At 64.8% G+C, this 25,055-nt stretch carries 24 protein-coding genes; 13 read left to right on the top strand and 11 right to left on the bottom strand.

Translation table 11 applies throughout. From position 1 onward, the window contains the following. Positions 1–29: 29 nt before the first annotated feature. The 4 genes from CHB96_RS11805 (at position 30) to CHB96_RS11790 (ending at position 4,932) form a co-directional block, all read left to right on the top strand. Positions 30–1,541, top strand: a complete 1,512-nt coding sequence (locus tag CHB96_RS11805) for an ATP-dependent DNA ligase (protein WP_089246325.1) — start codon at positions 30–32, stop codon at positions 1,539–1,541. Positions 1,542–1,654: 113 nt separating this feature from the next. Then, on the top strand, positions 1,655–2,494 hold the full coding sequence (locus tag CHB96_RS11800; RefSeq protein WP_089246323.1) for a nitrilase-related carbon-nitrogen hydrolase: 840 nt from the start codon (positions 1,655–1,657) through the stop codon (positions 2,492–2,494). Next, positions 2,491–3,909, top strand: a complete 1,419-nt coding sequence (hydA, locus tag CHB96_RS11795; protein WP_089246321.1) for a dihydropyrimidinase — start codon at positions 2,491–2,493, stop codon at positions 3,907–3,909. The genes CHB96_RS11800 and hydA overlap by 4 nt, the downstream gene beginning before the upstream one ends. 3 nt (positions 3,910–3,912) lie before the next feature. Next, complete coding sequence (locus CHB96_RS11790) at positions 3,913–4,932, top strand: TIGR03842 family LLM class F420-dependent oxidoreductase (protein ID WP_089246319.1); 1,020 nt, start codon at positions 3,913–3,915, stop codon at positions 4,930–4,932. Positions 4,933–4,969: 37 nt separating this feature from the next. Here CHB96_RS11790 and CHB96_RS11785 read toward each other — a convergent pair whose 3' ends face one another. Genes CHB96_RS11785 through CHB96_RS11775 form a run of 3 tightly spaced genes read right to left on the bottom strand, consistent with a single transcriptional unit; the run spans position 4,970 to position 7,492 of the window. Beyond that, positions 4,970–6,346: an FAD-binding oxidoreductase gene (locus CHB96_RS11785; protein ID WP_089246317.1), complete on the bottom strand. Its 1,377-nt coding sequence runs from the start codon at positions 6,344–6,346 to the stop codon at positions 4,970–4,972. Between the two features lie 34 nt (positions 6,347–6,380). Then, a complete protein-coding gene (locus tag CHB96_RS11780; RefSeq protein WP_089246315.1) occupies positions 6,381–6,887 on the bottom strand; it encodes a DUF3558 domain-containing protein in 507 nt (168 codons plus the stop codon). A gap of 11 nt (positions 6,888–6,898) precedes the next feature. Beyond that, the gene (locus CHB96_RS11775; RefSeq protein WP_245865514.1) at positions 6,899–7,492 is read right to left on the bottom strand and encodes a DUF3558 domain-containing protein; all 594 of its coding nucleotides are present in this window, start codon (positions 7,490–7,492) and stop codon (positions 6,899–6,901) included. A gap of 97 nt (positions 7,493–7,589) precedes the next feature. Between CHB96_RS11775 and CHB96_RS11770 the strand changes: the two genes are divergently transcribed. Beyond that, entirely contained in the window at positions 7,590–7,901 is a 312-nt protein-coding gene (locus tag CHB96_RS11770) for a hypothetical protein (RefSeq protein WP_089246311.1), read from the top strand. Here CHB96_RS11770 and CHB96_RS11765 read toward each other — a convergent pair. After that, entirely contained in the window at positions 7,898–8,521 is a 624-nt protein-coding gene (locus CHB96_RS11765; protein ID WP_089246309.1) for a Type 1 glutamine amidotransferase-like domain-containing protein, read from the bottom strand. The two genes, CHB96_RS11770 and CHB96_RS11765, sit on opposite strands and share 4 nt — an antisense overlap. A gap of 268 nt (positions 8,522–8,789) precedes the next feature. On the opposite strand from CHB96_RS11765, the gene CHB96_RS11760 reads away from it, so the two are divergent. From CHB96_RS11760 to CHB96_RS11750, 3 genes are read left to right on the top strand one after another with little or no spacing between them, the layout of a single operon-like run. Then, positions 8,790–9,917 carry a Re/Si-specific NAD(P)(+) transhydrogenase subunit alpha gene (locus CHB96_RS11760; protein ID WP_089246307.1) on the top strand — a complete coding sequence of 376 codons (1,128 nt, stop codon included), beginning with the start codon at positions 8,790–8,792 and terminating at the stop codon, positions 9,915–9,917. Continuing rightward, positions 9,917–10,246, top strand: a complete 330-nt coding sequence (locus CHB96_RS11755) for an NAD(P) transhydrogenase subunit alpha part 2 (protein ID WP_089246305.1) — start codon at positions 9,917–9,919, stop codon at positions 10,244–10,246. The genes CHB96_RS11760 and CHB96_RS11755 overlap by 1 nt, the downstream gene beginning before the upstream one ends. Further along, positions 10,246–11,688 (top strand): NAD(P)(+) transhydrogenase (Re/Si-specific) subunit beta, encoded by a 1,443-nt coding sequence (locus tag CHB96_RS11750; RefSeq protein WP_089246303.1) that lies wholly within the window; start codon positions 10,246–10,248, stop codon positions 11,686–11,688. The genes CHB96_RS11755 and CHB96_RS11750 overlap by 1 nt, the downstream gene beginning before the upstream one ends. A 63-nt stretch (positions 11,689–11,751) precedes the next feature. Here CHB96_RS11750 and CHB96_RS11745 read toward each other — a convergent pair whose 3' ends face one another. Both CHB96_RS11745 and CHB96_RS11740 read right to left on the bottom strand, forming a co-directional pair. Next, positions 11,752–12,453, bottom strand: coding sequence for a hypothetical protein (locus tag CHB96_RS11745; RefSeq protein ID WP_089246301.1), 702 nt, complete (start codon positions 12,451–12,453; stop codon positions 11,752–11,754). Between the two features lie 86 nt (positions 12,454–12,539). Beyond that, positions 12,540–13,739, bottom strand: a complete 1,200-nt coding sequence (locus CHB96_RS11740) for an MFS transporter (RefSeq protein ID WP_089246299.1) — start codon at positions 13,737–13,739, stop codon at positions 12,540–12,542. 324 nt (positions 13,740–14,063) lie between these two features. Between CHB96_RS11740 and CHB96_RS11735 the strand changes: the two genes are divergently transcribed. Next, on the top strand, positions 14,064–14,438 hold the full coding sequence (locus CHB96_RS11735; protein WP_089246297.1) for a hypothetical protein: 375 nt from the start codon (positions 14,064–14,066) through the stop codon (positions 14,436–14,438). An 85-nt stretch (positions 14,439–14,523) separates the two neighbouring features. Then, entirely contained in the window at positions 14,524–15,549 is a 1,026-nt protein-coding gene (locus tag CHB96_RS11730; RefSeq protein WP_089246295.1) for a phosphotransferase family protein, read from the top strand. Here CHB96_RS11730 and CHB96_RS11725 read toward each other — a convergent pair. Genes CHB96_RS11725 through CHB96_RS11705 form a run of 5 tightly spaced genes read right to left on the bottom strand, consistent with a single transcriptional unit; the run spans position 15,546 to position 19,689 of the window. After that, positions 15,546–16,010 (bottom strand): acyl-CoA thioesterase, encoded by a 465-nt coding sequence (locus tag CHB96_RS11725; RefSeq protein WP_089246293.1) that lies wholly within the window; start codon positions 16,008–16,010, stop codon positions 15,546–15,548. The genes CHB96_RS11730 and CHB96_RS11725 overlap by 4 nt on opposite strands. A gap of 6 nt (positions 16,011–16,016) precedes the next feature. Beyond that, positions 16,017–17,189: a benzoate/H(+) symporter BenE family transporter gene (locus CHB96_RS11720; RefSeq protein WP_089246291.1), complete on the bottom strand. Its 1,173-nt coding sequence runs from the start codon at positions 17,187–17,189 to the stop codon at positions 16,017–16,019. After that, complete coding sequence (locus CHB96_RS11715; RefSeq protein WP_089246289.1) at positions 17,186–18,001, bottom strand: shikimate 5-dehydrogenase; 816 nt, start codon at positions 17,999–18,001, stop codon at positions 17,186–17,188. The genes CHB96_RS11720 and CHB96_RS11715 overlap by 4 nt, the downstream gene beginning before the upstream one ends. A gap of 18 nt (positions 18,002–18,019) precedes the next feature. After that, positions 18,020–18,736, bottom strand: a complete 717-nt coding sequence (locus CHB96_RS11710) for an HNH endonuclease family protein (RefSeq protein ID WP_371829006.1) — start codon at positions 18,734–18,736, stop codon at positions 18,020–18,022. A gap of 59 nt (positions 18,737–18,795) precedes the next feature. Next, on the bottom strand, positions 18,796–19,689 hold the full coding sequence (locus CHB96_RS11705; RefSeq protein ID WP_089246287.1) for an NADP-dependent oxidoreductase: 894 nt from the start codon (positions 19,687–19,689) through the stop codon (positions 18,796–18,798). 185 nt (positions 19,690–19,874) lie between these two features. On the opposite strand from CHB96_RS11705, the gene CHB96_RS11700 reads away from it, so the two are divergent. From CHB96_RS11700 to CHB96_RS11690, 3 genes are all read left to right on the top strand, one after another. Further along, positions 19,875–22,667, top strand: coding sequence for a DEAD/DEAH box helicase (locus CHB96_RS11700; protein WP_089246285.1), 2,793 nt, complete (start codon positions 19,875–19,877; stop codon positions 22,665–22,667). Further along, complete coding sequence (locus CHB96_RS11695; RefSeq protein ID WP_089246283.1) at positions 22,667–23,419, top strand: SWIM zinc finger family protein; 753 nt, start codon at positions 22,667–22,669, stop codon at positions 23,417–23,419. The genes CHB96_RS11700 and CHB96_RS11695 overlap by 1 nt, the downstream gene beginning before the upstream one ends. A 125-nt stretch (positions 23,420–23,544) precedes the next feature. Next, positions 23,545–25,053 carry a CoA-acylating methylmalonate-semialdehyde dehydrogenase gene (locus tag CHB96_RS11690; protein WP_089246281.1) on the top strand — a complete coding sequence of 503 codons (1,509 nt, stop codon included), beginning with the start codon at positions 23,545–23,547 and terminating at the stop codon, positions 25,051–25,053. Positions 25,054–25,055: the final 2 nt, after the last annotated feature.

Here is a 25,055-nt window from a genome sequence, read left to right as displayed (position 1 = left end):
GTGTCGGTGCTTCGGGTTACGTTGACACCGTGCTGTTCACACGAATCGTCGACACGTCCGCGGCAGTGGGTGCGACGCGGTCACGCAAGGCGAAGACCGAGGCGTTGCAGACTGTGCTCGCCGATGCGGAGCCGGCCGAGGTCGAGACCGTCGTCGCGTGGTTGTCCGGTGAGATGACGCAAGGCCGCATCGGTATCGGCTGGCGCACCCTCTCCGACATCGATGCGCCGTCCACGGACGATGCAGTCCTCACGGTCTCCGAGGTTCACGACGCGATCACCGCGGTGGCGTCGACGTCGGGTGCCGGGTCCACCACACGTCGCCGTGACCTGCTCACCGACCTGTTCGGTCGCTGCACGCGGGGAGAACGTGACTTCCTGATTCGACTGATGACAGGCGAGCTCCGTCAGGGAGCGCTGGAAGGTGTCATGACCGACGCCATCGCCAAGGCCGCGGGCCTGCCAGTCGAGCCTGTCCGACGCGCGTTCATGCTGTCCGGACATCTGTCGGTGACGGCGACGGCCGCACTGACCGGGGGTGAGTCGGCGCTGGCCGAGTTCGTCCTGACGGTCGGCAGGCCGGTGCGCCCGATGCTCGCCTCGCCCGCCGAGTCGCTGTCGCAGGCCTGGACGGAGTTCGGTGGTGACGTCAGTGTCGAGTACAAGCTCGATGGCGCGCGCATCCAGGTTCACAGGTCGGGCGACGACGTGCACGTCTACACCCGCACATTGCGCGACATCACGTCGAGCGTGCCGGAACTCGTCGAGCTGATCCGCGAATTACCTTGTACCAGTGTGGTCCTCGACGGTGAAACGCTTGCATTGACGGACAGTGGTCGGCCGCGGCCGTTCCAGGAGACGATGAGCAGATTCGGCGCGCAGAGTGCGCACGACCTCCTTCTGCAGCCGTACTTCTTCGACTGCATCCATCTCGATGGCGTCGACCTAATCGACGAACCACTCGAACGTCGGCTCGACGCATTGGAGCGCGTCGCGCCTCGGCATCGGATTCCCGCACTGATCAGGCCCGACGCCGACGCGGCCGCCGCACACGCCGATCAGGCTCTCCAGGAAGGCCACGAGGGTGTCATGATCAAGGCGCTGTCGTCGTCGTACGCGGCAGGCAGGCGCGGCCGGACGTGGCAGAAGGTGAAACCCGAGCACACGCTGGATCTGGTGGTCCTCGGTGCCGAGTGGGGATACGGCCGTCGGACAGGATGGTTGTCGAACCTTCACCTCGGTGCGAGGGACCCCGACGGCGGCGATCCCATCATGGTCGGCAAGACCTTCAAGGGACTCACCGATGCCCTGTTGCAGTGGCAGACCGACGAATTCCCGAAACACGAACGCAGTCGCGACGAGCACACGGTGTACCTCGAACCGGATTTGATCGTCGAGATCGAACTCGACGGAGTCCAGGTCAGCTCTCGCTATCCCGGCGGTGTTGCGCTCAGGTTCGCGCGGGTTCTGCGGTATCGGCCCGACAAGACGCATGCGGAAGCCGACACCATCGACGCCGTCCGCGCGCTGTTGCCGTCGTGAGGTGTTACCCGTCCGAAACCGATCGAGCCATGTTGTAACACGATTGCACCGACGTTTGTCTCGCCGAGTGCCTATGTTGAGGAGGCCAGCCAGCTGAGGATGGAGTGACGCATATGTCGACGGTTCGAGCGGCCCTGGTCCAGACCAACTGGACAGGGGACAAAGAAACGATGATCAAAGCTCACGAGGACTACGCCCGGAGCGCCGCCGAACAGGGCGCGAAGGTCATCTGCTTCCAGGAGCTGTTCTACGGACCGTATTTCTGCCAGTTGCAGGACGCGTCCTTCTATGACTACGCCGAGTCCGTTCCAGGCCCGACCGTCGACAGGTTCGCGGCGTTGGCGAAGGAGCTCGGCATCGTCATGATCCTGCCGGTCTACGAGCAGGAGATGCCCGGTGTCATGTACAACACCGCCGCCGTCGTCGACGCGGATGGCACGTACCTCGGCAAATACCGCAAGCACCACCTTCCGCACGTCAACGGGTTCTGGGAGAAGTTCTACTTCCGGCCAGGCAATCTCGGCTGGCCGGTGTTCGACACCGCCGTCGGCCGAATCGGTGTCTACATCTGCTACGACCGGCACTTCCCCGAAGGGTGGCGCGCACTCGGACTGGCAGGAGCGGAGATCGTGTTCAATCCTTCGGCGACGTCGCGCGGCTTGTCGAACTACCTGTGGCGGCTCGAGCAGCCTGCATCCGCCGTCGCGAACGAGTACTACATCGGCGCGATCAACCGTGTCGGTGTCGAGGCCGACTACGGCGACGACGATTTCTACGGCACCAGCTACTTCGTCGATCCCGAGGGCTCGTTCGTCGGCGATGTCGCATCGGACACCGAACCCGAATTGCTCGTCCGCGATCTGGACATGGACCTGATCAAGGTCGTACGCGATCGCTGGGCGTTCTACCGGGACCGCAGACCGGATGCCTATGGACCCCTGGTGGAGCCGTGATCACCTTCGTCCGCGGTGGCACGGTGGTGTCGCCGACCGGTTCGCAACTGCTCGACGTCCTGATCGACGGCGAGTCCATCGTCGCTGTGCTGCAACCGGGTTCGACAGCGCTCGCGGCGGACTTGACGGAGTCCGCGGACGCCGTCGTCGACGCGTCGGGCAAATATGTTCTGCCCGGCGGAGTCGACGGCCACACCCACATGGAGATGCCGTTCGGCGGAACGTTCGCATCCGACACGTTCGAAACGGGGACACGCGCGGCGGCATGGGGTGGCACGACGACCATCGTCGACTTCGCGATTCAGACTCCGGGACAACGGGTTCAGGACACGCTCGCGCAATGGCACGAGAAGGCCGCGGGGTCCTGCGCCATCGATTACGGATTCCACCAGATCATCGGTGACGTCGACAGCGATTCCTTGAAAGCCATGAGCGAGCTCGTCGCGGAGGGTGTGACGAGCTTCAAGCTGTTCATGGCCTACCCGGGCGTCTTCTATTCCGACGACGGGAAGATCCTACGCGCGATGCAGACGGCCGCCGACACCGGCGCGCTTCTGATGATGCACGCGGAGAACGGAATTGCGATCGATGTTCTGATCGAGCAGTCGATCGCTCGCGGGGACACGGCGCCCTACTTCCACGGCACGAGCAGACCGTGGCAACTCGAAGAAGAAGCCACGCACCGCGCGATCATGCTCGCGAACGTCACGGGCGCGCCGCTGTACGTCGTCCACGTGTCGGCCAAGCAGGCGCTGGAGCAGATCGCACGCGCACGAGGCAACGGGCAGAACGTGTTCGGTGAGACATGTCCGCAGTACCTTTACCTCTCACTCGAAGAACAGTTGGGCGCGCCGGGTTTCGACGGCGCGAAGTGGGTGTGCTCGACGCCGCTGCGTGCCCGCGCCGAGGGGCATCAGGACGAACTGTGGCGCTATCTGCGCACCGGTGACGTCTCGACCGTCAGCACCGATCACTGTCCGTTCTGCATGAAGGACCAGAAGGAACTCGGCATCGGCGACTTCTCCAAGATTCCCAACGGAATCGGGTCCGTCGAGCATCGCATGGACCTGATGTATCAGGGTGTCGTCAGCGGCAAGATCAGCCTCGAGAAGTGGGTCGAGGTGTGCTGCACGACGCCCGCGCGCATGTTCGGCATGTACCCGAAGAAGGGCATCGTCTCACCCGGGGCCGACGCCGATCTCGTGATCTACGACCCGAACGGGCACACCAGCATCGGACTCGGGAAGACCCATCACATGAACATGGACTATTCCGCGTACGAGGGATTCGAGATCGACGGACACGTGGACACCGTCATCTCCCGAGGCAGGGTGATCGTCGACGACGGTGAATATCGTGGCAGCGCAGGCCACGGCCGGTTCGTCAAGCGCTCCCTAGCGCAGAATCTGTTGTGAGACATGGATATCGGAGTGGTCCTTCAGTGCACGCCACCGTCGTCGCGCGTCGTCGATCTCGCTCGTCGTGCAGAGACACACGGATTCACGCACGTGTGGACGTTCGACTCGCACCTGCTGTGGCAGGAGCCGTACGTCATTCACAGCCGGATTCTCGCGGAGACGCGTCGAGTGATGGTCGGGCCGATGGTCACCAATCCCGCAACGCGAGACTGGACGGTCACGGCGTCCACGTTCGCGACACTCAACGAGATGTACGGCAACCGGACGATCTGCGGTATCGGCCGGGGTGATTCGGCCGTCAGGACACTCGGTGAGAAGCCGACGACTCTTGCGACGCTTCGTGAGTCGATCCACGTCATCAGAGAGCTGGCCAACGGGCGAACCGTGAACCTCGGTGACACCAGCGTCCACTTCCCGTGGGCTCACGGGTCGACTCTCGACGTCTGGGTCGCGGCCTACGGGCCCAAAGCGCTTGACCTGACGGGCGAGGTCGCCGACGGTTACATTCTGCAGCTCGCCGACCCCGACATCGCGTCGTGGATGATCGGCCGGGTGCGCGCTGCTGCCGACGCGGCCGGGCGGGACCCGTCGTCGATCAAGTTCTGTGTCGCGGCACCCGCGTACGTCACCGACGGCAGTGAGGAGGCGTTGGCCCACGCACGCGATCAGGTCCGGTGGTTCGGCGGCATGGTCGGCAACCACGTCGCCGACATCGTTGCCCGCTACGGACACCACGGTGGCGGCGTGCCCGACGCGTTGACCGACTACATAGACGCGCGCACCGGTTACGACTACAGCGAGCACGGCAAGGCGGGCAACACCCACGCCGAGTTCGTCCCGGATTCGGTGATCGATCGGTTCTGTCTCCTCGGCAGCCCCGCCGAGCACGTGGCGAAGCTGAAGGATCTTCGGAAGCTCGGCGTCGATCAGTTCGCGGTCTACCTGCAGCACGACAACAAGTCCGAGACGCTGGAGGCCTACGGGGAGAAGGTAATACCCCATGTGCATGGAAATACATAGAGGGCTACGTATTTCCATGCACATGCAGCGAAGCTGCCTACAGCACAGCCCCCGGATTCAGGATGCCGTCCGGGTCGAGGGCCGTCTTGATTCGCTGGGTTAGCTTCATGACGTCCTCGCCGACCTGATCCGGCAGCCACGCCTTCTTGAGTCGACCCACGCCGTGTTCGCCGGTGATGGTGCCGCCCAACGAGATCGCCAGATCCATGATCGCCCCGAACGCGAGGTTCGCGCGCCGTTCCATGTCCGCGTCCGACGGGTCGAACACGATGAGCGGGTGCGTATTTCCGTCGCCGGCGTGTGCGATGACCGCGACCAGCACGTCGTACTTCTCGGAGATCCGTTCGATCCCTTCGACGAGATCGGGCAGCGCGGGTAGCGGCACTCCGACGTCCTCGAGCAGCAGGCTGCCGAGACGTTCGACGGCCGGAATCGCGAAACGTCGTGCGGCAGCGAACGCTTCGCCTTCCTCCGGGTCGTCGGTGGTGAAGACGTCCGACGCTCCGGCTGCGGTGCAGGCGCTGGCCATGATCTCGATCTCGCGGTCACGGTCGGCGCCGGGGGAGTCCGAGCGGGCGATCAGCATGGCGTGCGCGTCGCGGTCGAGTCCCATGTTCATCGCGTCCTCGACGGCACCGATCGACGCGCGGTCCATGAATTCGAGCATCGCGGGACGAAGTGATCGGGTGATGGCGAGGATGGCCGTCGTCGCATCCCGCACCGACGAGAACGACGCGACGACGGTACTCGCCGGCGGCTGCGCGGGAATCAGTCGGACGGTGATCTCGGTGATGATCCCCAGCGTGCCTTCGCTACCGATGAACAGTTTCGTCAACGACAGTCCCGCAACGTCTTTCAGTCTCGGCCCGCCCAAGCGCACGGCGGTACCGTCGGCAAGCACGACTTCGAGGCCGAGAACGTAGTCCGTCGTCACGCCGTACTTGACGCAGCACAGACCGCCCGCGTTGGTCGCCGCGTTGCCACCGATCGAACACATCTCGAACGACGACGGATCGGGTGGGTACCACAGACCGTGTTCGGCTGCGGCTTTCTTCACCTCGGCGTTCAACAGACCAGGCTGTACGACGGCTATGCGCGTCACCGGATCAACAGTGATGTCGCGCATCAACTCGGTCGTCAACACGATGCCACCGTCGACTGCCGTTGCGCCGCCGGACAATCCGGACCCGGCACCACGCGGTACGACGGAAACGCCATGTGTGCCTGCCCATTTCATGACGCTCTGGACGTCGGCGGTGGTGCGCGCCCGGACCACGGCGATCGGGGTACCTGCGTTCGGGTCCTTCGCCCAGTCCTGGCGGTAGCGCTCGGTCACATCGGGATCGACGAGCACGGCCCCGTCGGCGAGCAGGTCTCGCAGCTCGGCGAGAGCCGCGTCGAAAGAGTGCGTCATGTGAAGAAACACTATTGGCAGGAGCCGTACGGCGTCACTGGTTTCGCTGGAGCGTCAATTCTGCGAGCCGAGTCGCGGCGCCGCACGGGTCGCCCGCGCCACTGCGGTACTGAACCCACCACGTGATCGTCCCGGAATATGCCGCGGTGATGCCGCACGACGCCGGATCCGCAGGTCGTCGCGACAGAAACGCAGTGGCACCGGCCACCGAGGCGTCCTCTACGGTGTATCCGACTTCCTCTGCCAGGGTTTTCTCGCGTCCGAGGGAATTGTTCTCGAACCATGCGAACGTGACGTCGACGATCCCCGACGGGCCGGTGCCGTCCCACATGCACACGGCCCCGAAAAAGTACTGGAACACCGCGTCCGCCTGCACGGTTTCGGCGATCTTGTCGTCGGGGACGGCCGTGCATTCCTGCAGGAGCTTGTCGAATTCCGGGTTCGGTCCGAAGCCCTCGGCTGTCGGTGTTCCGGTGATGGCAGTGCTGCAGCCGGCGAGCAGAGCCATCGACGACGCGGCTGCGATCAGAAGGCGTTTCATGTCCGGCGCTCCTACTTCGCGTTGGCCACGGTGGCACGGGCGAGATCGGTGACTACCTCACAGATGTCGCGTGGAGGCGTCGCGTACACGTAGTTGACCGACCAATGCAGAAACCCGTCTCCGGATTCCACCCCGGCCTCGCACGATGCGTCGTTGCCCTTCGCGGTGAACCCTGGGTGCCCGTCGGCGTCGATGACCCCGATCTCGCGCCCGATGGATTGGGCGACGGTGCGTTCGCGGGCGATAGGGCTGCCTCGGTACCACGTGAACATCGCGTACGCGCCGCTGTCGGCGGCTTCCCAGCGGCACCGAATTCCGTTCTTGGAAATCGCGGTGAGGCCGGGAACTGCGGTGATGTCGGATAGTTGCGCGTCGGTCATCGACCCGCACTCGCCGACGAACAGTTCCTCGGTGGAGGGTGTCGGCACCCGGGTTGTCGTTGCCGTGTCCTCGGAGTCCTGCGGCGAGGTTCCGCATCCGGCCGCGACGACCACCAGCACGCAGGCGCCGACGCGAATTCCACGCTTCCACACGAGCAGTGACCCTACCGATTCGACGCCGGATCTGCCCGACGCATCGAGCCGCGCGTCAGTCCCAATCGTCACATCAGTCACTTCTGTTACCTGATCGATGCGGCGACGACACGGAATCGTGTGGCTCGGGGGTCTAGCGTCCCAGCAAGTGGAATGAAGGAGGCCCAGCATGATGAATCCACACAGCACGTCGTGGGATTACGTGGCCGCGATGTTCTCGTACGAATTCCAAGGCGGCGGAATCGATTACGACACCCTGGAAACTCTGCACCGCGGCGACGTCCGCGAATGGGTGGAGGCGCTCGAGCACTCGGGGCTGTTCGACGGTGCAACCATCGCCGACGCGCGAACTCAGTGGAAGCGTCAACCGCGCTTGTTGCTCGACATCCTTCTCGTCGACGCCGACGAGATGACCCGCAAGCGCTGCGACATGGCGTGGATCTCGCTCGACCGTCTGGCACCGTTCGCGCAGTCCGGCTAGAGCCTCTCCTGGCGATCGCCGTCGACGAGCAAGACCTGGTCGTCGTCGAGAGTGAGGTAGGGCGTCCCGTCGCGGCTGTATCGGTCGACCATCACTGCACCCGTCTGCGTGTCGTCGAGTATCGATCCGAAATGCGGAATCAGCGCCACGTCGACGAATCCGAGCCCGTCCCAGACGACGTCGGAGCCGGTCGTGGGCCGAACCTCGTTCGGGTCGTCGGCAGCCTCGATTCCTCGCAGCGAACGCGACGCGACACACGCGCCGGCGCTGTAGCCGCCGTACACGAGCCTGCCGTCGCGGACGCGTCGGGCAATCTCTTCGTCGGCCCCGGAGAGACGAAGGCGTGACCGAAGCACGAACGTGTTCCCGCCTCGAACCCACACTGCAGCAACGGAATCGAGCGCGGATTCGACGTCGCCGGACCGCAGATCGAGCTCCTCGGGACTGAATCCGAGTTCTCGAAGGCCCCGCACTTCACTCGTGACCGCCGATGCGCGCGCTGCATCCGGCCAGCTGTCGGCGGCATTCGCGATGACGGCGATGCGCCCGGGCGTTCCCGTCATCGCGACGAATTTCTCGGCATGCGCGCCGAAGCGGTACGACGCCAGGAACAGCTTCACCGGTCGTCCTCCTCGTTGTGGGCCACGGCCGCAACTGTAGATGCTTCGCGTCGTATGATGTCGATCACAACATGCTGCTTAGGCGCACGTGGGGCCGCTTCGGATTCGATTCAGAGTCGAAAACTCTGTGGCGTGGGTTACCTAAGGGATGCCTACTCTGGCTATCATCAGTGACCTTGTGCCTTGACGCTGGGCTCCGCCTCTTCGCCGCACGGTTACCCCCGTTCGCCGATCCACAGGCACCATTCAACTTAGGAAAGTCGGAGAATTGGATACATCGCAGAGCACAGAGAGCGGGACGAGCAGCGGGGTGACGACGCGTGTCGGCGTCGTGCGCGAGTCCGGAGATGGCGAGCGCCGGGTGGCGTTGGTGCCGAAGGTCGTGGCGTCGTTGGTCGGCAAGGGTGTGCATGTCGTCGTCGAGTCCGGCGCGGGTGTGCAGGCGCTGATTCCGGACGAGCTGTACGCCTCGGCGGGCGCGGAGATCGGTGATGCGTGGTCGGCCGATGTAGTGGTCAAGGTCGCGCCTCCGACCGATGCGGAGATCGCCAAGCTGAAGTCCGGGTCTACGTTGATCGGTTTCCTGGCGCCGCGTAACGCCGACAACAAGATCGGCGCGTTGTCGGATGCGGGTGTGCAGGCGTTCGCGGTGGAGGCGATTCCGCGTATCTCCCGCGCCCAGGTGATGGACGCGTTGTCCTCGCAGGCCAATGTCGCAGGCTACAAGTCGGTGATTCTCGCGGCGTCGGAGTCGACGCGGTTCTTCCCGATGCTCACCACCGCGGCCGGCACCGTCAAGCCGGCCACTGTCCTGGTGCTGGGGGTCGGTGTCGCTGGCCTGCAGGCCTTGGCGACGGCGAAGCGGCTCGGTGGCCGCCCGACCGGCTACGACGTGCGCCCGGAGGTGGCCGATCAGGTCCGCTCGGTCGGTGCGCAGTGGCTCGATCTGGGTATCGACGCTGCCGGTGAGGGCGGTTACGCCCGTGAGCTCACCGAGGACGAGCGTGCGCAGCAGCAGCAGGCTCTGGAAGAGGCGATCAAGGGTTTCGACGTCGTGATCACCACCGCGTTGGTGCCGGGTCGTCCCGCGCCGCGCTTGGTGACCGCTGCTGCGGTGGAGGGCATGAAGCCTGGCAGTGTCGTGGTCGATCTTGCCGGTGAGACGGGCGGTAACTGCGAGTTGACCGAGCCGGGGCAGACCGTCGTCAAGCACGACGTGACCATCGCTTCGCCGCTGAATCTGCCGGCGACGATGCCCGAGCATGCCAGTGAGCTGTATTCGAAGAACGTGTCCGCGCTGCTGGAGTTGTTGCTCGACGAGAACGGGGCTGTGGCGCCCGACTTCTCGGACGAGGTCCTCGCGCAGTCCTGCGTCACCCGGAAGGCCGAGAACTGATGTACACCTCTCTGCTCGCGAACATCGCGATTCTTGTCTTGGCCGGCTTCGTCGGCTTCGCTGTCATCTCCAAGGTCCCGAACACGCTGCACACGCCGTTGATGTCGGGTACCAACGCCATTCACGGCATCGTCGTGCTCGGCGCTCTGATCGTGCTCGGCCGGTTGCCGGAGGATGCGTCGTGGGGTGTGCGGATCATCGCGTTCGTCGCGTTGATCTTCGGCACCTTGAATGTCGTCGGTGGCTTCCTGGTCACCGATCGCATGCTGGGAATGTTCAAGTCCAAGAAGGCACCTGCCGCTGCAGTCGAGAAGGGTGCTGATTCCTGATGAACAACCTGGTCAACATTCTCTACATCGTCGCGTTTGCGATGTTCATCTACGGTCTGATGGGTCTGACGGGCCCGAAGACCGCGGTGCGCGGTAACTGGATCGCGGCGGTCGGTATGGGTATCGCCGTCGTCGCGACCCTGATCGAGGTGCGCGACGCGGCCGCGATCAACTGGATTCTCATCGCGGCCGGTCTGGGGATCGGTGTGCTGTTGGGTGTTCCGCCGGCCAAGCGCACCAAGATGACGGCGATGCCGCAGTTGGTGGCTCTGTTCAACGGTGTGGGCGGCGGCACCGTCGCGTTGATCGCGTGGGCCGAATTCATCGAGACCGACGGGTTCTCGGTGTTCCATCACGGTGAGGAGCCGACGGTCCACATCGTCGTCGGTTCGTTGTTCGCGGCGATCATCGGTTCGGTGTCGTTCTGGGGCTCGCTGGTGGCGTTCCTCAAGCTGCAGGAACTGCTGAACAAGAACGTGGAGAAGGCGTTCGTGAAGAACGCGCGCATCTTCCAGCTCACCAACATCGTGTTGTTGGTGCTGGCGGTCGCGGTGTCGATTTACATCGGCATCGAAGCGACCCCGGGTGGTGGTACGGCGTGGTGGACCATCGTCGTGGTGTTGATCGCGGCGGGTCTGATGGGCTTGTTCGTGGTGTTCCCGATCGGCGGCGCGGACATGCCTGTCGTGATTTCTCTGCTGAACGCGTTGACTGGATTGTCGGCTGCCGCAGCTGGTTTGGCGCTGAACAATACCGCGATGATCGTGGCGGGCATGATCGTCGGTGCGTCGGGTTCGATTCTGACGAATCTGATGGCGACGGCGATGAACCGCTCGATCCCGGCGATCGTGTTCGGGTCGTTCGGTGGCGGCGGCGCTGCTGCTGCGGGCGGTCCGGGGGATGAGGGCGGCACGGTCAGGTCCACCTCGGCTGCGGATGCGGCGATTCAGATGGCGTACGCCTCGCAGGTCATCGTCGTTCCCGGGTACGGGCTCGCGGTGGCGCAGGCGCAGCATGCGGTCAAGGACATGGCGTCGATCCTCGAGAGCAAGGGTGTGGAGGTCAAGTACGCGATCCACCCGGTCGCCGGTCGTATGCCGGGGCACATGAATGTGCTTCTGGCGGAGGCGGATGTCGAGTACGACGCGATGAAGGAAATGGACGACATCAACGGTGAGTTCAATCGCACCGATGTCACCATCGTGATCGGTGCGAACGATGTCACGAATCCGGCGGCGCGTAATGATCCGTCGTCGCCGATTCATGGGATGCCGATCCTCAATGTCGACGAGTCTCGTTCGGTGATCGTGCTCAAGCGGTCGATGAGTTCCGGCTATGCCGGTATCGACAATCCGCTGTTCACTGCAGATCGCACGTCGATGCTGTTCGGTGACGCCAAGAAGTCCGTCAACTCGGTCATCGAGGAGCTCAAAGCTCTGTAGTGCAGCTTCGCTGCCCGTGCGTGCGTAGTTGGTCCATAGGCAAACTACGCACGCACAGGCGCGCTAGCGCATCCTGCGAAACGCGAGCGCCGCAGTATCGAACGGATTCTGCTTCTCCCGTTCCGCTGCGACGGGGGAGTAGACCATCACTGCCGACGACGCGGCCCACCAGCCCAGCACGATCAGCACAGTGGTCAGAACTCCCACGACCGACGTAGCGCCTCCGATGACCGCAGCCGCGCATACCGTCGCAGCTCCGACACCGCCCAGCCCCCACACCATCGGCAGGAATCTGCTCGACGCCACGAGCGTCGTCGCGCACACGAGTGCGACCGCAGCCGTGACGTAGCCGTTCGGTAACGCCGACGCCGGAACCCAGCCGTTCGCCCACGCGCGAACTCCGGCGGTCGTCAGAGACGCGCCGATCACGAGCGTGATGACCGCCCCGATCCCGTACGGAAGTTTTCGCATCAACGCGACGACGGTCAGCGCCGCGACGGCCACGAGAACCGGCGTGATGCCGAACGCCGTCAGCACAGCGTCCGACGGACTCACCAGACTCGGAACGACGGCCCGCGAGTGCGGATAGTCGATGCCGGCCAACGGTAATACCGCGAGCAGGACGATCAGTCCTGCGACCGCCGCACCGACGGCGACGACTCTCGCCAGTATTCGTCGACGCCGTGCGATCGCGTCCGAATCCTCCTCGTACAGCTCGGATTCCTCGAGCTCGACGAGCTCCATGCTGTCCGTATCTGCGCTCATACCCCGAACACCCCCTCATTCATAAGCGACACGACTCTAGAGGATGCAGCAGGAGTCTGAACGCGGCATGTGAAGCGGCCGTGAGGCTACTGGGGAACGTGCGTTCGGGGCGGTCTCACAGTGCCGGCCGACGCGGCCGCGACGACCGTCAGAGCCAAGGGCACCAGCATCGCGGTCGTGAGCGGGATCGCATGTGACAGCCACCCGATGAGGGCGGGCCCGGCGAGCAGACCCACGTACCCCATCCCGACGACGCGGGACATGTTGGTTGCGGACGGACCGGACCCCAGGTTTCCCGCGCTGGTGAAGATCTGCGGAATGCTGCCGGACAACCCGAGCCCGAACGCCGCCCATCCGGCGAGGGTGAGCGGCAGCCACTCGGACGAGAAGACCGCCAGCATCCCGACGGCCGCGATCAGGTTTCCGTACCGCACGACGGCGACGGGCCCGAACCTCGCGCTGACGCGGTCCGCGCAGAATCGACCGACCGTCATCATCGCGGCGAAGAATCCGAACGCCAACGCTGCCGTGCCGTCGGCGGTGTCGAGGTGTTCCTTGACCTGCAGGGTGCTCCAATCGTTGGCGACGCCTTCGGCCAACATCAGGGAGAACGCGAGCGCACCGAGCGTGAGGACCCGAGGGGTGAACTTCCCGCCGGGCGCGTCGTGTGTCTCTGCGATGTGTTCGGACGCCTGGAGCAGGAAGCGGCTGCAGACCATGATCGACGCGATGCCCAGTATCGCCGCTGCGCCCATCGAGACCTCGATGCGCACGCCGGCGGCCAGCGTCGCCGCGCCGACGAGTGAACCGACGACACCGCCCACGGAGAACAAGGCATGGAACGCGGACATGATCGGTCGCTCGTAGAGACGCTCGACGTCGACGGCTTGGGAGTTCATCGACACGTCCAGCGCACCGTTGAACATCCCGAACACGAACAGTGACGCCGCGAGCGCCATGGGGCTCGTCGACAGAGCGGGACCCATCACGGCGATCGACAACACGATGCCCGCGATGGTCACGAGACGGTTACTCCCGAAGCGGTCCGACAAAGGGCCCGCCGTCTGCATCCCGACGATCGCGCCGGCTCCGAGAACGAGCAGCAGTGACCCGAGCGTGGCATGCGAAATCCCGACGCGATCTTCGACGCTGGGGATGTGCACGACCCAGATAGCGAAGACGAAACCGTTGACCGCGAACACGCCGAATATCGCTGCTCGGGCCCGGCGTAGGCGAACAGGGAGGGTCGTTGCTTCGTTCACCACGTGAAACCACGCTACCTGCATCTATTCGACGGATCGGGGCGGTCCCTCCGGAAACGGGCGAGCGTGACAGATGATTCGTAACTGGAAAGTGACTGGATGGAAAGACAAACTGTGACGCTTATCACATCATCCGGTTTGGTCTGGTGGTGCGGGTTGGGCAGAGCGTAGCTTCGAAGCATCGCGGACAACTGAGAAATCGTTACACCGACGATCGTAACGATCTGAAAACGGTACCGGGCACGTCCAGCCTCGTGGCTGACCGGACATTGCACTGACCGGATCTCGCACAGAAAGTGGTCGCGCAACGACGCCGATTGCTCAGCGAAGCCGATCGAAGGAGAAACCATGACTCTCGCAGATGCACCCGCTCTGGCAGATGCACCCCCTGCCGTCGAGGCCCCCTCCGAGGCCGGGCCCTCGCTGTCGCAGGGCCAGCTGGACATGATGCGCGCCTTCTTCTGTTACGAGTTCGACGTCGCTCGGCTCGACCGTAGCGCTCTCCCCGAACCGACCACCGAGGTGGTGGCGGAGTGGATTGGGGCGTTGGAGATGAGCGGGTTCTTCGTGTCGTCCGAGCTTCGGGCAATGGCACAGGCCTGGATCAGCGAGCCGGAGGCTCTCGTCGCGCTTCTCGTCGGGGATGTCGACGAGATCGCTGCCCGTCGTGACACGACGTCGGCGGGAGCGTCGGACTCTCCCTCTTTCCTGCGCGCAAGCTGAGCAACCCTTTTCGATCACGACCCTGAACGTATCCCGAGTGGCTACCATCCACTCGGGATACGAGTAGTCGTGAGAAGGGGACTGAATGCCGTCTGCAGGCGTCGACGAATCCGCGGTGTCGGAGTGGATCGGGTCGCTGGGAATCGGAGCGGTCTCGCCGCTGAACTTCCAGCGAATCGGTAACGGCCAATCCAATTTGACCTTCGCGGTCTCCGACGCCAGTGGGTCGCGGTGGGTTCTGCGACGGCCCCCGCTCGGCACGCTTCTGGCGTCGGCTCACGACGTGGTTCGTGAGTATCGGATTCTGTCCGCTCTGCAGAACACGGCAGTTCCGGTTCCCAAGATGTTGGCGCTGTCGGAGAACCCAGCGGTCTCGGACGTTCCACTGGTGTTGATGAGTCACGTCGACGGTGTCGTGATCGACTCCGTCGCCGTCGCGAACACAACCGATACCGATGTTCGACGCGCCGTCGGCCTCGGCATGGCCGATGCGCTCGCCGAGATCCACCGGGTGGACCTCGAGAGTGTCGGGTTGCTCGATCTGGCCAGTCACAAGCCTTACGCGCAGCGGCAGCTCAAGCGGTGGACGACGCAGTGGGAGCACACGAAGACGCGCGACGTGTCCGCGATCGATTCGCTTGCGAGGCGTCTCGCGGCCAATGCACCTGAACAGCACGAACTTTCGCTCGTGCACGGCGACTTCCACTTGAACAACGTCATCACGTCTCGGACGGACGGGTCGATCGTGGCCGTCGTCGACTGGGAGTTGTGCACGCTGGGCGATCCGCTGGCCGACCTCGGCGGTCTGCTCGCGTACTGGCCGGAGGCTGGTGACGATGTCGCCGGCCCGTTCATGGCGTCGACTCTTCCGGGTTTCCCGACGCGCGCCGAGCTGGTCGCCGAATACGCGCGGTCCACCGGCCGCGACGTGTCCGCGGCGGACTACTGGCAGGTGCTCGCACTGTGGAAGCTGGCGATCATCGCCGAAGGGGTGATGCGCCGCGCCGAGGCCGACGCGCGCAACCGTGCCGCTGCGGGCGCACCCACGACGACGTTGGTCGACGACATCCTCGCGCGCGCGACATCGATCGCCGACGACATCGGTCTCTAGCTCGGTACCACGAGAGTGCGTGCGGCAGCCTCGATCTCGGTGGGAATAGTCACCGGCGTGCGGGTGGTGGCGTCGACGTAGACGTGTACGAACCTGCCCGTCGCCGCCAACTGTAGTTCGTCCTCGTCGCTCTCGCGGAACAGCGCGAGCGAGTAGACGATGCTGCGCGTGCCCAGTTTCTCGACGGACAGTCCCACCTGAAGTCGGTCGGGGAACGACAGTTCGCGCCTGTATCGGCACGACGTCTCGGCGACGACGCCGATCGCCGGAAGGTCCCGAATGTCGACCCCGGTGGTCGACATGAGCCAACCGTTCACCGCGGTGTCGAAGTACGAGTAGTAGGTGACGTTGTTGACGTGCCCGTAGTGGTCGTTGTCGTCCCATCGCGTCGCGACGGGCCAGAGGGCCGGGTAGTCGGCTGCGGTGTTGTGTTCGGCGCGCTGACCGGCAGAAGCTGTCATATCGGCCTACTCTATCGGTTTCGGCTTCAGGACCCAGCGAATCACGAGGCCGACGACGAGCGCCCAGAACGCCGAGCCGATGCCGAAGATGCCGATTCCCGACGCCGCGATGACGAACGTCAGAACCGCAGCCTCCCGTGAACTCTCGTCCTTCAGCGCTCCGGCGAGCGAGGCGGCGAGTGTGCCCAGCAAGGCAAGGCCCGCAACCGTTTCGACGACGCCCGCAGGTGCAACAGCGACGAGCGTCGCGACTGCCGCCGAGCACAGCGCGAGAAGGAGATAGAACCACCCGGCGGACGACGCGGCGATCCACCGCCGCTTCGGATCCGGATGCGCCTGGGGTGCGGCGGCGAGTGCTGCGCTGATCGCGGCGAGATTGATGGCGTGCCCGCCGAAGGGCGCTCCGAGTACCGTGCCGATTCCCGTGACACTCATCGAGGGTCGCCATGGAACGTCGTACCCGAAGGATTTCATGACGGCCATTCCCGGGATGTTCTGCGACGCCATCGTGACGATGTAGAGCGGCAGGGCGATCCCGATGATCGCCTGCCACGTCCACGCGGGTGCCGTCAGAGCGATGTGTGGAATCAAGTCGGACGCGCTCGGAACGCGATCCTCGACCACGACGTCGACAGCGATGACGATCGCGGCCACACCGAACGCCGCGGGCACGGCCCACCGCTTCGAGAAGCGTTGCAGTACAAGCCACACGAGCACGACCGGGGCGATGACGGCAGGCGACGCCGCGAACGCGGTCACCGGCTTCAGACACAGAGGAAGCAGGACGCCCGCGAGCATCGCCTGGGCGAGCGACGTCGGAATCGACGTGATCAACGCCCCGAGCCACGGCCACAGGCCCGTCGTCACCACGAGCACACCGACCACGACGAACGCGCCCACCGCGGCAGGCCATCCGCCGGCGACCGTTCCGGTCCCGGCGAGCAACGCAGCTCCGGGCGTCGACCAGGCCAGCGTGATGGGCAGTCGATACCGTCGCGACAGATACAGCATGCCGAGGGCTTGTGTCACACAGATCGCGAGAAGTCCCGACGCGGCATCGGCAGGCGAGGCTCCGACAGCGCGGAGGCCGGTGAGAACGACCGCGAACGAACTCGTGAATCCGACGAGCGCGGCCACGACACCGGCCAGGACGGGCTGCAGTGGCCCCTCGTGCGTCACCGTCGGGAGAACTCGGACGCCCGCTGGATCTGGTCGTCCGACGGCCGAACTCCGGTGTAGAGCACGAACTGCTCGGCCGCTTGCAGTGCGATGACCTGGGCGCCGGTCACGACTGGTTTTCCGGCCGCGCGCGCTTTCACGATCAACGGCGTCTCCGACGGCATCGCCACGACGTCGAACACCGCCTGTGCCGACTCGATCTGCGCGTCGGAGTACGGCGACGCGTCGGCGTCGGGACCGCCTGCCATACCCACCGGCGTCACATTGACGAGAAGGTCGGCCGAGACTGCCTCTGCGGACCACTCGTAACCGTAGGCCGACGCCAGCGCAGGACCCGTCTCGGCGTTTCGCGCGACGACCGTCCCTCGGGTGAACCCCGAATCCCGCAGTGCCGCAACGACTGCCTTGGCCATGCCTCCGCTTCCGGTCACGGCTACGGAGAAGTCCGTCGAGAAGCCCGACGACGCAAGCAGATTCGCGACGGCCTGGTAGTCGGTGTTGTAGGCGTGCAGGACGCCGTCGTCGTTGACGATGGTGTTGACCGACTCGATTGCGCTCGCCGAATCGTGCATCACGTCGACCAACGCGATGACGTCCTCCTTGAACGGCATCGACACCGCGCAGCCGCGGATGCCCAACGCGCGGACGCCGCCGATCGCGGCGGGCAGATCCGTCGTCGTGAATGCCTTGTAGACGAAGTTCAGCTCGAGCTCGTCGTACAGGTAGTTGTGAAACCGCGTGCCGATGTTGCTCGGTCGCGCCGACAGCGACATGCAGAGCTGAGTTTCACGGTTCAGGAAGCTGCGAGACATTGTCAGTACATTACGCGCTCAGCACGTTGCGGAGATGTCGGCAAGTGTTCGCTGATCGGCCTGGGTGATCGGCAGCCCGTACTGTGCCGCGACGGACAGATACTTGCCGGCATAGAAGCAGTGGTACGCCTCGTTCGGCGGAAGCCAGTGCGACGGCGTCTTGTCGCTCTTCGACTGGTTGTCGCTGCCGTTGACGGCCATGAGATTGAAGTCGATGTCGTTGGCGAAGCGAACGCGCTTCTCCGGAAGCCACCCGTTGGCTCCCATGTCCCACGCCGCGGACAGCGGGTAGACGTGATCGATCTGGACCTTGCTCGCGTCGGATTTGCTGAACGTCATGACGGTCCCCGAATACGGGTCCGCGAGAGTGCCTTCCAGCACGACGCAGTTACGCGTTCCGTTCTTGAACACGAGATCGGTCATGTCCTTGGCGAGGACGTTGTCGCGAGTGCCGCAGCCGTCGTGCCCACCGGGGCCGTCGTAGTCGTCGGTCCACGCCGGGCCGAAGACACAACCCTGACCGCTCTTGCATCCGCGCTCGTAACCGAATGCGTCGGGCCGCGCGGCGACGACCTGCACCTGGGCGAGAAGCTCGTCTATCTGTGTGCGCGTGGGGCTTCCGGGAGCCGGCGGCGGCGCAGAGAAACCCGGAATATCCGACGTGTCACAGGACCCGAACGCCGACATCACCAACGTGACGACCACCAACAGCAGCGCAATACGCAGCTTCTTCACACACACCCAATCGTCAGTTCCAGTTCTGCGTAGAAGTGTGCCCTACGGGTCCGACACGTTCAGCTGACCTCGATGACGACCTTTCCTGTCGCATGGCCGGTCTCGACGAGCGCGAGTGCGTCACCGGCACGTTCGAGCGGGAGCACGTTCTCGACGCGCGGCTTCAGAACCCCCGATGCCACCAGTTCGGCGAGCCGGGTGAAGGCTGCGGCACTGCGATCCCGGGTGACACCCGAGCCGCCGAGCGACGTCGCCAGCATGGGGTCGGCGACGCTGACGATCGGCGCGCCGGGTGCGGTGCGCGTCGCGGCGTCGCGCAGGACGTCGCCGCCGACGAGGTCGAAGATGCCGTCGGCAGTGCCGCCGAGCGGTGTGCCCGATGCGACGAACCTCGCGCCCAGGCTCTCGATCCACTCCTTCTTGCCCTCGCTCGCGACGCCGATCGTGGAGATTCCGTCGGCATGCGCCAACTGCAGCGCCGCCGAACCGACCCCGCCGCCTGCTCCGAGTACCACCAGAGTGTCTTTCTTGTGCAGTGCCAGGTGGTCCAGCGCGTCGTAGGCCGTGCCTGCTGCCACGGGGAGTGTCGCTGCCACGGCGAACGACACGGAGTCCGGTTTGTGCGCGGCGTTGGCGGCGTTGAGAACGGTGTATTGCGCGTATCCGCCGTGACCCGACGCCGTCGCACCGAACACCTGATCTCCGACCGAGAACCCGTCGACGTGTGTGCCGACCTGGACGACGGTTCCTGCTACTTCTCGACCGAGAACCGCAGGTAGCACCGTCTGCACGGTGTCCTTGCGATTGCCGGACCTGACCTTCCAGTCGGCGGGATTCACGCCTGCGGCGTGCACTGCGATCAGCAGCTGTCCCTGTCCTGGGTCCGGGATCGGAATGTCGAGAAAGTACTCGGTTTCGGGGCCACCGTACTCGCTGAATCCATACGCGATCATGCATCCACTTTGCCTCATTGTCCGATTCGACGGGCAGAGGGCGGGCCAGATGTCCCGCTTGCGGCCCTTGGATCAGGAAAACAACGCCGCGGAGGGCGCAACTGGAACATCCTGGTTTGTCGGACCGGTGGCCGGACGCTGGGACTCGCGCACCCGGGCCTCGTGAGCCCTGGTTGGATGGACAGATGCTGCACGGTCTCTGGTCCCCGAATTCGGGGCTGTTGCTGTGGGACGACGAGATATCCGCCGGGAATGAACCTGAACTCCCTGCCGCCCATGCGCGCGCGTTGACCAAGTCTTTTCGGGCGAGTGCGACGGTCACGTTCCCCTCGGCCGGGGGAGAGACGAAGAAGGCGAAGATTCCGGCCATCGCTCTCGCACCGTCGAATGCCGCGGCTCTGTTGCTGCGCACCCCGTCGTCGCACGCTGGGATCTCCGGGGATCTGCGTTATCTCGGCCATGTGGCGCACGGGATCGAGGCATGGGCGAAGGCGGGACGCGTCGTGCCGTCGTTGATACGCGCCGACGGGCAGTGGTGGCCGCGGTGGAAACTTGTCGGCGGCGAACGTCAACGTGCGTGGATCAGCGAGCTGGCGGTCATGATGCCGTCGGTGCTGCGGTCCGAGGGCAGGCCGAAGCAGTTGCTCGGCAACATCGTCGACGAGCTCACCGATCCCATCGTCCGGTCGATCCTCGGTAAGCCAGGCACGGAACACCCGATGTGGACGGCACTCGTCCACGACGAGCCGTACACGACGGGCACCCAGGAGACCGCCACGCTGCTCGACAAGTGGCGGGCAAGCTTGACCGTCGACGAGCCGTCGCTCGTGTTGCGTCTTCTCGAACCCGACGACGAGGAGGACGAGGCCCTCTGGACGTTGCAGGTGTGCCTGCGCGCGGATGGTGAAGCGCCCGTACCGGTTCCGATGAACCGCCGCGTCGATGCGACGTTGTTGTCCACCGCGGTACGCAAACTCGGTGAAGCCGTCACGGCGTATCCGAGGCTGCGGGATCTGCCGTCGAACGAGGGCACGCTCGATCTGTTGCTGCCGACGTCGGTCGTGATCGACCTCGTCGAACATGGTGCGAAGGCGTTGCAGTCCGCAGGTGTCGCGGTTCTGCTGCCGCGTGCGTGGACCCGACTCGATCCGTCGATGCGGTTGCGCGTCGACGTGCCGGTGACGAAGGCCGCGGAGAACCGAGCTGTCGGAATGAACGAGCTGGTCTCGTACGACTGGCAGCTGCAACTGGGCGACATGGTCCTCACCGAGGCGGAAATGAATCGCCTGGCCGTGTCCAAGGGCGACCTGGTCAAGCTTCGCGGAAAATGGGTGATGGCCGACGGCGGTCAACTCGCCAGGGCTGCACGATATGTCGCGGAGCATCACGGCGACGGCACCACGCTCGGCAAGCTCGTCCGGGAGATGACACTTGAGGAACCACCGCCGGCGCCCGTCGAGGACATCCAGGCGACGGGGTGGGCTGCGACGCTGCTGGATCCGGGTGCGTCCCCCGAGGAGATTCCCACGCCCGACGGTGTCGACGCAGTGCTCAGGCCCTATCAGCGCCGCGGTTTGGACTGGCTCGTGTTCATGAGCCGGCTCGGTCTCGGTGCTGTGCTGGCCGACGACATGGGCCTCGGGAAGACGCTGCAGGTGCTGTCGCTTCTCGCGCACGAGCAGAGCCCGACGCCGACGCTGCTCGTCGCGCCGATGTCCGTCGTCGGAAACTGGCAGCGTGAGGCGGCCAAGTTCACGCCCGCACTGCGGGTTCTGGTCCATCACGGGCCCGCGCGTGACAAGGGTGACGATCTCGACAAGGCGATTTCCGAGCACGACCTCGTCGTCACCACGTACGCATTGATGGCGAAAGATCGTGCGCAACTTGCGGAAAAGACTTGGCGTCGAGTGGTTCTCGACGAGGCGCAGCACATCAAGAACTCGGCGACGTCGCAGGCGCGGGCCGCGCTCGCGATCCCGGCCGAGCACAAGCTGGCGCTCACCGGAACCCCGGTCGAGAACCGGCTCGACGAGCTGCGGTCGATTCTGGATTTCGCGAACCCCGGCATGCTGGGTCGGCCGTCGGATTTCCGCAAGCGGTTCTCGGTTCCTATCGAACGCGAGGGGGACGAGGGAGCCGTGACGCGGCTGCGCGCCATCACGTCGCCGTTCATTCTGCGACGGGTCAAAACCGATCCGTCGGTCATCTCGGATCTGCCGGAGAAGAACGAGATGACGGTGCGGTCGAACCTCACCGCAGAGCAGGCTGCGCTGTACAAGGCCGTCGTCGACGAGATGCTGGAGCAGATCGCCGACAAGAAGGGGATGAAGCGCAAGGGCGCGGTGCTGTCGGCGCTGACGCGGCTCAAGCAGGTGTGCAATCACCCCGCACACTTCCTGTCCGACGGTTCGCCGGTGCTCAAGCGTGGTCAGCATCGGTCCGGGAAGATCGGGCTCGTGGAGGACATTCTCGATTCGGTGCTGGGCGACAACGAGAAAGCGTTGTTGTTCACGCAGTTTCGCGAGTTCGGTGACATCGTGGCGCCGTACCTCGCCGAGCGATTCGGGACCGAGGTTCCGTTCCTGCACGGCGGCGTCACCAAATCGAAGCGCGACCGCATGGTCGAGCGGTTCCAGAGCGACGATGGCCCGCCCATCATGATGCTGTCGCTGAAAGCCGGTGGTACAGGCCTGAATCTGACGGCGGCTAACCACGTCGTGCATCTGGATCGGTGGTGGAACCCTGCAGTCGAGAATCAGGCAACCGACCGTGCCTTCCGAATCGGCCAGCGCAAGAACGTGCAGGTGCGAAAGTTGTTGTGCGTCGGCACTGTCGAGGAGCGCATCGACGGGATGCTGTCGTCCAAGCAGGATCTCGCGGATCTGGCCGTCGGCACCGGGGAGAACTGGGTGACCGAGATGGATACCGCGGAACTGCGCGAGCTGTTCCGGCTCGGCGAGGATGCGGTGGGCGAGTGATGGCCGACTTCAGTCAGTACGGAAAACGGCGAAAGGTCAAGGGCGGCATCGAGGCGCGCAACAAGCGCGGAGCGTTCGGTGAGACGTGGTGGGGTCGCCATTTCGTGACGGCGATGGAGGAACTTGCCGACCCGGGTCGCATCGCGCGTGGCCGAACGTACGCGCGTGGGGGACAGGTGTTGAACCTCGGCATCGAGCGCGGCCAGATCTACGGCGAGGTGCAGGGCAGCCAGCTCGAGCCCTTTTCGGCTTCGGTGACGGTCGATCCGCTGTCGCAGGGCGAGGTGGCGGCGCTGATGGCGCGGGTGACGTCGAATCCGGGGATGCTGGCCGAGCTCGCGTCCAATGCGATTCCGCAGGCATTGGCGTCGGCGCTGCTGCCGCACGACCGCGGACAACTCGACTTCGACTGCACCTGCCCCGACGACGGGTGGCCGTGCAAGCACGCGGCCGCGCTGATGTACATCGCGGCCGAACACATCGACGCGTCGGCGACGACGATCCTTACCTTGCGTGGCGTCGACCTGGACCAGTTGATCGAAGGTGTCGGCGAGGCCGAGGTCGAGGTGGATCGCGACGATTGGTTCGGCGACGACATGCCGTTCCCGTCGCTGCCGAAGCCGAACTTCGCGCCCGCCGTCGACGACCTGGACTCGATGGTCCTCCGGCGTGCAATGAGGTCAACGGGGTCCGACGAGCACGAGGTCACCCAGGCCGTCGCGGATCTGAAGGCGTTCTACTCGCGCCTGTAGGGGGCTTCGCCCCATGTGCATGGAAATACATAGCCCGCTATGGATTTTCATGCACATGGTTGATTACTTGGAAGTCCGACTATAGGATGAGCGCACAACATCTCCTCATCGTTAGGACCGTTCCCATGGCTCGCGAACTCACCCATTTCATCGGCGGAAAGCACGTGCCCGGAGAGTCCGGCAATTTCGGCGACGTCTTCGACCCCAACACCGGCGAGGTTCAGGCGCTCGTGCCGCTGGCCAGTGACGCCGAGGTCGAGGCCGCTATCGCCGACGCAGAGCAGGCGCAGGTCGAGTGGGCCCGCTGGAACCCGCAGCGCCGCGCCCGCGTCCTCATGAAGTTCCTGCAGCTCATCAACCGCGACATGGACGAGCTGGCCCGGCTGCTGTCGTCCGAGCACGGCAAGACCATCGCCGACGCCAAGGGCGACATCCAGCGCGGCCTCGAGGTCGTCGAGTTCGCCGTCGGGATCCCGCACCTGCTCAAGGGCGAGTTCACCGAGGGTGCGGGCGGCGGCATCGATGTCTTCTCGATGCGTCAGCCTCTCGGCGTCGTCGCGGGCATCACCCCGTTCAACTTCCCGGCGATGATCCCGCTGTGGAAGGCAGGTCCGGCCATCGCGACCGGCAACGCGTTCATCCTCAAGCCGTCCGAGCGTGACCCGTCGGTGCCGCTCAAGCTCGCCGAACTGTTCCTCGAAGCAGGTCTGCCCCCGGGCGTCTTCAACGTCGTCAACGGCGGCAAGAACGCCGTCGACGTGCTGCTGAACGACGACCGCGTCAAGGCCATCGGCTTCGTCGGCTCCACTCCGATCGCGCAGTACATCTACGAGACCGCCGCCAAGAACGGCAAGCGCGCACAGTGCTTCGGTGGCGCCAAGAACCACGCTCTCGTCATGCCCGACGCCGATCTCGACCAGGTCGCCGACGCCCTCCTCGGTGCTGCGTACGGCTCGGCCGGCGAGCGCTGCATGGCCATTTCCGTAGCGGTTCCGGTCGGCGAGGAAACTGCCGACGCACTCGTCGCCAAGCTCAAGGAACGCGTCGCGACGCTGAAGATCGGCCGCTCCGACGACGAAGATGCGGACTTCGGGCCGCTCGTCGGCAGCGATGCACTCAAGCGTGTCAACGACTACACGCAGATCGGAATCGATGAGGGCGCCGAGCTCGTCGTCGACGGTCGCGACTTCCGCCTCGAAGGCCACGAGAACGGATTCTTCGCGGGCGCAACGCTGTTCGACAAGGTCACCACGGACATGCGCATCTACAAGGAAGAGATCTTCGGACCTGTCCTGATCGTCGTGCGCGCCAAGGATTACGAGGATGCGCTGCGTCTTCCGACCGAGCACGAGTACGGCAACGGCGTCTCGATCTTCACGCGCGACGGAGACACCGCCCGCGACTTCACGACGCGCGTCCAGGTCGGCATGGTCGGCGTCAACGTCCCGATCCCGGTGCCGATCGCGTACCACACCTTCGGTGGCTGGAAGCGTTCCGGCTTCGGCGATCTCAACCAGCACGGACCGGACTCGGTGCGCTTCTACACCAAGACCAAGACCGTCACGCAGCGTTGGCCTTCCGGCACCAAAGAGGCTGCTGCGTCGAACCACTTCGTCATCCCCAACATGGACTGACG

It is taken from the genome of Rhodococcoides kyotonense, assembly GCF_900188125.1.
In the GTDB taxonomy this organism is placed as follows: domain Bacteria; phylum Actinomycetota; class Actinomycetes; order Mycobacteriales; family Mycobacteriaceae; genus Rhodococcoides; species Rhodococcoides kyotonense.
Note: the sequence above shows the minus strand (reverse complement) of the source record. Positions and strands in the feature narration are given on the sequence as shown.

Bases quoted from the DNA above. Each gene is read 5' to 3' on its own strand.
- CHB96_RS11800 (WP_089246323.1), top strand. From the start codon at position 1,655: ATGTCGACGGTTCGAGCGGCCCTGGTCCAGACCAACTGGACAGGGGAC.
- CHB96_RS11790 (WP_089246319.1), top strand. From the start codon at position 3,913: ATGGATATCGGAGTGGTCCTTCAGTGCACGCCACCGTCGTCGCGCGTC.
- CHB96_RS11785 (WP_089246317.1), bottom strand. From the start codon at position 6,346: ATGACGCACTCTTTCGACGCGGCTCTCGCCGAGCTGCGAGACCTGCTC.
- CHB96_RS11780 (WP_089246315.1), bottom strand. From the start codon at position 6,887: ATGAAACGCCTTCTGATCGCAGCCGCGTCGTCGATGGCTCTGCTCGCC.
- CHB96_RS11770 (WP_089246311.1), top strand. From the start codon at position 7,590: ATGATGAATCCACACAGCACGTCGTGGGATTACGTGGCCGCGATGTTC.
- CHB96_RS11755 (WP_089246305.1), top strand. From the start codon at position 9,917: ATGTACACCTCTCTGCTCGCGAACATCGCGATTCTTGTCTTGGCCGGC.
- CHB96_RS11750 (WP_089246303.1), top strand. From the start codon at position 10,246: ATGAACAACCTGGTCAACATTCTCTACATCGTCGCGTTTGCGATGTTC.
- CHB96_RS11745 (WP_089246301.1), bottom strand. From the start codon at position 12,453: ATGAGCGCAGATACGGACAGCATGGAGCTCGTCGAGCTCGAGGAATCC.
- CHB96_RS11740 (WP_089246299.1), bottom strand. From the start codon at position 13,739: ATGCAGGTAGCGTGGTTTCACGTGGTGAACGAAGCAACGACCCTCCCT.
- CHB96_RS11735 (WP_089246297.1), top strand. From the start codon at position 14,064: ATGACTCTCGCAGATGCACCCGCTCTGGCAGATGCACCCCCTGCCGTC.
- CHB96_RS11730 (WP_089246295.1), top strand. From the start codon at position 14,524: ATGCCGTCTGCAGGCGTCGACGAATCCGCGGTGTCGGAGTGGATCGGG.
- CHB96_RS11725 (WP_089246293.1), bottom strand. From the start codon at position 16,010: ATGACAGCTTCTGCCGGTCAGCGCGCCGAACACAACACCGCAGCCGAC.
- CHB96_RS11715 (WP_089246289.1), bottom strand. From the start codon at position 18,001: ATGTCTCGCAGCTTCCTGAACCGTGAAACTCAGCTCTGCATGTCGCTG.
- CHB96_RS11705 (WP_089246287.1), bottom strand. From the start codon at position 19,689: ATGATCGCGTATGGATTCAGCGAGTACGGTGGCCCCGAAACCGAGTAC.
- CHB96_RS11700 (WP_089246285.1), top strand. From the start codon at position 19,875: ATGCTGCACGGTCTCTGGTCCCCGAATTCGGGGCTGTTGCTGTGGGAC.
- CHB96_RS11695 (WP_089246283.1), top strand. From the start codon at position 22,667: ATGGCCGACTTCAGTCAGTACGGAAAACGGCGAAAGGTCAAGGGCGGC.
- CHB96_RS11690 (WP_089246281.1), top strand. From the start codon at position 23,545: ATGGCTCGCGAACTCACCCATTTCATCGGCGGAAAGCACGTGCCCGGA.